The sequence below is a fragment of the Gallibacterium genomosp. 1 genome, from assembly GCF_000771875.1.
In the GTDB taxonomy this organism is placed as follows: Bacteria; Pseudomonadota; Gammaproteobacteria; order Enterobacterales; family Pasteurellaceae; genus Gallibacterium.
The window spans coordinates 1-5,784 of sequence record NZ_JPXX01000050.1 but is presented as its reverse complement, the minus strand read 5'-3'; the positions used below and the strand labels follow the sequence as shown (position 1 = coordinate 5,784).

General features: G+C 36.4%; 4 protein-coding genes and 4 pseudogenes. 2 read left to right on the top strand and 6 right to left on the bottom strand.

Features of this window, described 5'->3' with window-relative positions; all coding sequences use genetic code 11:
* The 4 genes and pseudogenes from JP36_RS11585 to JP36_RS11100 form a co-directional block, all read right to left on the bottom strand.
* Window positions 1-92, bottom strand: a pseudogene (locus tag JP36_RS11585) (IS1595 family transposase); the annotation flags it as partial.
* Between the two features lie 40 nt (window positions 93-132).
* Window positions 133-408, bottom strand: a pseudogene (locus JP36_RS11110) (aminotransferase class V-fold PLP-dependent enzyme); the annotation flags it as partial.
* Window positions 405-1,084 (bottom strand): annotated as a pseudogene (locus tag JP36_RS11105) (thermonuclease family protein). The pseudogenes JP36_RS11110 and JP36_RS11105, both read right to left, overlap by 4 nt.
* On the bottom strand, window positions 1,075-1,977 hold the full coding sequence (locus tag JP36_RS11100) for an AraC family transcriptional regulator (RefSeq protein WP_039134353.1): 903 nt from the start codon (window positions 1,975-1,977) through the stop codon (window positions 1,075-1,077). The pseudogene JP36_RS11105 and the gene JP36_RS11100 overlap by 10 nt, the downstream one beginning before the upstream one ends.
* Window positions 1,978-2,138: 161 nt before the next feature.
* Between JP36_RS11100 and JP36_RS11095 the strand changes: the two genes are divergently transcribed.
* Together JP36_RS11095 and JP36_RS11090 are read left to right on the top strand one after the other, a co-directional pair.
* Window positions 2,139-3,431: a citrate transporter gene (locus JP36_RS11095; RefSeq protein WP_039174712.1), complete on the top strand. Its 1,293-nt coding sequence runs from the start codon at window positions 2,139-2,141 to the stop codon at window positions 3,429-3,431.
* Between the two features lie 12 nt (window positions 3,432-3,443).
* Window positions 3,444-4,367, top strand: coding sequence for a carbon-nitrogen hydrolase family protein (locus JP36_RS11090; RefSeq protein WP_039134359.1), 924 nt, complete (start codon window positions 3,444-3,446; stop codon window positions 4,365-4,367).
* Window positions 4,368-4,479: 112 nt separating this feature from the next.
* Here the strand turns inward: JP36_RS11090 and JP36_RS11085 are convergent, their stop codons facing one another.
* Together JP36_RS11085 and JP36_RS11080 are read right to left on the bottom strand one after the other, a co-directional pair.
* Window positions 4,480-5,520, bottom strand: a complete 1,041-nt coding sequence (locus tag JP36_RS11085) for an IS481 family transposase (RefSeq protein ID WP_039134362.1) — start codon at window positions 5,518-5,520, stop codon at window positions 4,480-4,482.
* A gap of 83 nt (window positions 5,521-5,603) precedes the next feature.
* Window positions 5,604-5,784, bottom strand: a pseudogene (locus JP36_RS11080) (IS1595 family transposase); the annotation flags it as partial.

The following is a 5,784-nucleotide window of genomic DNA, read 5'->3' as shown; positions in this document are numbered from 1 at the left end:
TTTGCTGCCGTTCTTGCAGTAACTTCTGCGACAAAAAACTCAAGCAGTTTTTTCTGTATAGATTTCTTTAATTTACAATATGTTATCTTCATTTTTGTAGTATAGCATTGTTGCTAATCTACTACAGCCCCTTAAATTAAGTGAATGGGTTGTGCCACTGGTCCAGATCACCGCATCTCGTGTGGCGACATTAAAACGTTTTACCACTAAATCCCTTGCTAATTCATAACGTTGCGTTTGAGGAAAATCATATTGACTACGGTGAACCGATCCCGATGAACGATAAAAATTGAGCGTTGCATCTATCAACACCTTCGGTTTGAGTGTCGTTGCAGCCGTGTCTAAATATACCGCATCTGGATTGTCTTGAAAAAAAGGAAAATAGGAACGAAAAGTATGATTAATCATTGTCGCTGAGCCTGTCGATAAAGTTTATTACAAGGGATACCATCATTATTGCCATCTAGCTCTCGCCAACGGCATTGTTTAAAGTAGCGTTTCGCCGTGTCATAATCGGGAAGATCGTTACAACTTTTTTTACATTACAATCTATAGTTGCAAGCGGTGCTTTAGGCAGGAAGTTTTGCCAAAATGAATGTTCATCTGACCGCTTACTTGCACGCCAATCCGCAGGATTGATCGGATTTTTATCTTGCCATAAACCTATTCTTTGCTGTTGAGCGAGTTGCTGAGCTTGCAGATAGATCGGTTGCGTTTGGCGATACGCCCACGCCATTCCTCGCTGTACTTGAATTAAGTTAAGATTTTCACCTGTCTGATCATAAACCACTGCCAACAGCCGTTGATATTTATCATAGCCCGTGATCTCAAGTTCAACCTCTTTTTTAAATGCCAGTTGAGCTAATGATTGCTTCGCCCTATTACCAAAAGGCTGAGCCGATTCGGGAGCATCAATATATTGCAGGCGTACTTTAAGCTGCGTCCGCTTATGCAAACAGATTAAAGTATCGCCATCGTTAATTCCTACCACTTTACATTGCAACTGGCGAGCTTGGAGTTCGGTAAGTGGTAAGATACATAGCGAGAAAAATATAGTGAAGATAAATCTATACATTATTTTAATTCTCTTTTCCGATATTCATTAGGCGTTATTCCTACATTTTTATGAAATGTATCAATATAATAACTCACTGTACTAAATCCTGTATCAATTGCAATTTGACTAATGCTTTTATCAGAGTGAATTAATAATTCAATACTTTTATTGAGCCTATGTTCTAGTAGATATTCAAAAATAGTCATTTTTGTTTTTCGTTTAAATAAACGGCAACACTCATTTTTATTGAGAAAAATATGTTGTGCAATCTGCTCTAAAGTTATTTTTTCTGCATAATGTTGATGAAGAAAAGAAAGAATTCTTTTGATCTTTTGATATTCATCTTTACTTTCTATTGTAGTAAGCAAAATAGGGTTTAAAGCATTCTTAACAATAAGTGCTAAGGTTTGCATTAGGTTAATACAGATATCAATTTCAAAACTAAATGATTTATCGACATAGAACTGGTAAATATCTTTTAATTTATTGATACACTCAATATGCCACTCTTCCGATAAATCAAGAAAAATAGCTGATTGAGTTAAAGTATTCAAATATTTTTGTTCGATAACACTTCCTTTAAAGCTTGAGAAAAGTTTCTTATCAATATTGATACAAACATAGGTGCTTTCAGGATCATTTACCGCCTTTATAGAATGTATACAACCAGTATTGATGAAGATCCCCTGTCCTTCTTTTAAAATAAATGTTTGATCATTAATATAAAAATAGATTTCACCTTGCGTGACATATGAAAATTGGTATTCATCGTGCCAGTGCCAAATTACATAACCTAGTAAATTTTTAGAAAGTGTATTTTTATAAACTGCGAGTGGAAAAGTAAAATCACCGTGGTTAGTAAGTTCTTGATTAGAGCGGTCAATTTTAACATCTACAATCTGCATTCCTTTAACGGTCATATTTTCTCCCATCATCAATATATTGATAGATTTTCACTATATTATGATGTTAATGGCATAATTTATCAATATAATGAAATTAATGGTCAATATTTTTATAGAAATGCTTGATGAAAGAGAGAATACTTCAAATCACTTAATCAATCATTCTAGGAGGATATATGTCTGCAATCATTATGGCCCAATCCATTATGTTTATCACCTTAATATTAATGGTTATTGGAAGAACACCTCTCTATCTTACCGCTATTATTGGTTCTACCCTCGCAGCTTTAACCGTAGGAATTCCTCTTTATGGTGGTGAAGGTGTAAGTATTGCCAAATTAGTTATTAATGGTTTAAATCCTGTTTTAGCTGATATGACAGGGATTTTACTCTTTATTGGTATTATGCATAAAACAGGTTTTTTATCTGTAATTATTCGAGACGTAATTAAATTAGGTAATTATGTTGGTGGTGGACCTGGCATTATTACTGCTGCAAGTATTGCCGCTGGTTTTATAGGAATGATGGTGGGATTTACACAAGCGGTTATTACAGGTGTTATTGCTGGACCCGCAGCATTAAAATTAGGCGTAAAACCTGATCCTGCCGCAGGTGCTTTACAACACGCTAATATTTTAGGTTGTGGCGCAGGTTTCGCTCACCCAACACAAGTCGCTATCATTACAATGACTGGTGTCGGTTTTGGTATGGTCAATGTATATGGTGCTATAACAGCTGCTGCAGTAATGGTTCTTGCGTATTGGCGAATGCATAAAGATGTGATTGCTTCAGGCACACTACAAAAATATAGTGCTGAAGAAATGGAAAAAATTCTAAAAGAGTTTGAAAGCCATTCAAGTCATATATCGTCGATCACTGCAATCATTCCATTTGCTGTTTTAGTGATTGGCTTTGTATTAAAAATGCCAATTTTCATTGTTGGCTTCTTCGCTAGCCTAATTACGATATTGTTAGCCAAAATTAATCCTACAGAGGGAGAGAAAGCAATGGTAGATGGCGTACAAAAAATCGCTGTTCCACTCGTTGCTACAATCTGTTTCTTATATATGTCAGGAGTGATTAATAATATTGGTATTGCTGCATTATTATCTGAATGGCTTAAACCTGGGTTAGACACTGCACCAATTTTATTATTGTTCGGAATTTCATTACTTACAGGGATTATAACTCAATCATATTCCGCCTCTGCAGCCATTATTCTGCCATTCCTTGATATTGTTTTAAAAGCGGGTGGTCATCCAATGTTAGCTGCTGTAGCTGCCATTTCGGGTGGTAATTTAGGTCAATACTTTCTAACTGGTGGACCTGTTTCTGGATTATCTACGGTAACACCTGTAGTTCAAGGCAGTTCATTATTGTTAGCAAACCGTTTTCAACGCCCAAACATTGCGTTTAGTTGGTTAGTTGCATTATTTCTACTTATCACCCTTGGCTATATTTATCAATAGGAGAATTATATTATGACAAAAACAGTCGTCGCAGCATTACAAATTGGTTCATCTCAAAAAGGTAAAGCGGAAACATTAGCAAATATTCTTACATTTGAAGAAGAGATTAAACGTTCAGGAGCAAAATTGGTCGTAATGCCAGAAGCGCTTTTAGGTGGTTATCCAAAAGGGAAAACTTTTGGTACTTACTTAGGCTATCGATTACCCGAAGGTCGAGATGAATTTGCACAATATTATCAAAATGCAATTGATGTTCCTGGTGTTGAAACAGATGAATTAGCATTACTCTCCCAAAGAACAGGAGCAAATATTGTTATAGGTGTTATTGAACGAAGTCAAACCAGTCTTTATTGCTCAGCCTTGTTTTTTACTCCCGAAAATGGGCTTGTCGCTAAGCACCGAAAATTAATGCCGACAGCAACAGAACGTTTAATTTGGGGACAAGGTGATGGCTCAACTTTACCTGTTATCAATACGGAAGCTGGTAAAATAGGTGCTGCAATTTGTTGGGAAAATTATATGCCACTACTGAGAATGGCAATGTATTCAAAAGGAATTGATATTTGGTGTGCACCAACAGTTGATACAAGGGAAATTTGGCGAACATCAATGCAGCATATTGCTTATGAAGGAAGATGTTTTCTTATTAGTGCTTGTCAAGTACAGCCATCGCCAAAAGAATTAGGTATTGAGGTGCCTCAATGGGACACTGATTTACCTTTAATGCACGGAAATAGTGTTATTGTAAATCCAATGGGTGAAATTATTGCAGGTCCATTAAAAGATAAGGTAGGACTAATTAGTGCAGAAATTGATTTAGATGAGATAGTCAAAGCTCGCTATGACTTTGATGTTTCTGGGCATTATAGTCGTCCTGATGTTTTTTCGTTGGTGGTTGATGAAAGAGAAAAGAAGAACGTAGAGTTTAAAAAATAAAGAAAAATGGGGATATTCAACCGATTATCCCCATTTTTTATTTCTAAACTTCAGTTGTAGAAGATCAAACCTAATCTGACAGTCCCCGTTTAAAATTAGCGTGCCTGTCAGATTAATTTGAGCTTAAATTCTTTTCTGCCCAAATACGCTTTCCATCAAGTAATGTTGCTATTGGCGTTCTTCCACAGCACATTTTCCCTTGATGTGTTCGATGATGGTTATAATACATCAACCACTCATCTAAGTCTGCTTGCAATGTGGCTAAATCCCGATAAATTTTCTTCCGAAATGCCACTTGATAAAATTCTTGCAAGATAGTCTTATGGAAGCGTTCACAGATACCATTAGTCTGTGGATGCTTCACCTTAGTTTTGCTATGTTCTATGTCGTTTATCGCTAAATAAAGCTCATAATCGTGATTTTCCACTTTGCCACAATATTCACTACCACGGTCAGTCAAGATGCGTAATAGCGGCAACCCTTGGCTTTCAAAATAAGGTAACACTTTGTCATTGAGGATATCTGCTGCGGTGATAGCAGTTTTCATTGTATATAATTTGGCAAATGCTACTTTACTATAAGTGTCAACAAAGGTTTGTTGGTAAATTCTCCCCACACCTTTGATATGTCCAACGTAGAATGTATCTTGTGACCCCAAATAACCGGGATGTGCAGTATCAATTTCTCCACACGCCATCTCTTCCTCTTTTTTACGCTCTAGCGCTTGTACTTGGGCTTCACTGAGAATAATGCCTTGCTCTACAACCAATTTCTCAAGGGCAATTAATCTCTGCTTAAAATTGGCTAGATGATGACGTAACCAAATAGAACGTACACCGCCAGCTGACACAAAGATACCTTGTTTACGAAGTTCATTGCTTACTCTGACTTGTCCAAACGCTGGATTATCAAGGGCAAATTTCACGACAGCCTGTTCAACGGCTTCATCCACCCGATTTTTCAGATTTGGCACACGTCGATTTTGATTAAGTAACGCATCAACACCACCTTGTTCAACGGCTTGTTGATAACGATAGAACGTATCTCGGCTCAATCCCATCACTTTACATGCTTGAGAAATATTACCTAATTCTTCAGCTAAATTTAATAAACCTATCTTGTGTTTAATAAGTGGATTGTTAGAATAAAACATGAGAGTTTCCTTTTTTGTTTAGATTGAATTTTGCACTCATATTCTAAACGGGAAACTCTCACTTTTTATAGTGATTTGTCAGATCAAGTCTGATCTTCTGCAAATAAAGGAAAGTTTTTTCGGTTAATTCCATTATATTTTCGCAGTATCCGCTTCGCCTGATTCCAAAAATTTTCAATGCCATTAATATGATTTTGTTTCACCGCAAATAGCTCGGAATGATTGATTCGTTCGTGGTGAAATTCATTCACATCAAGCGCATCA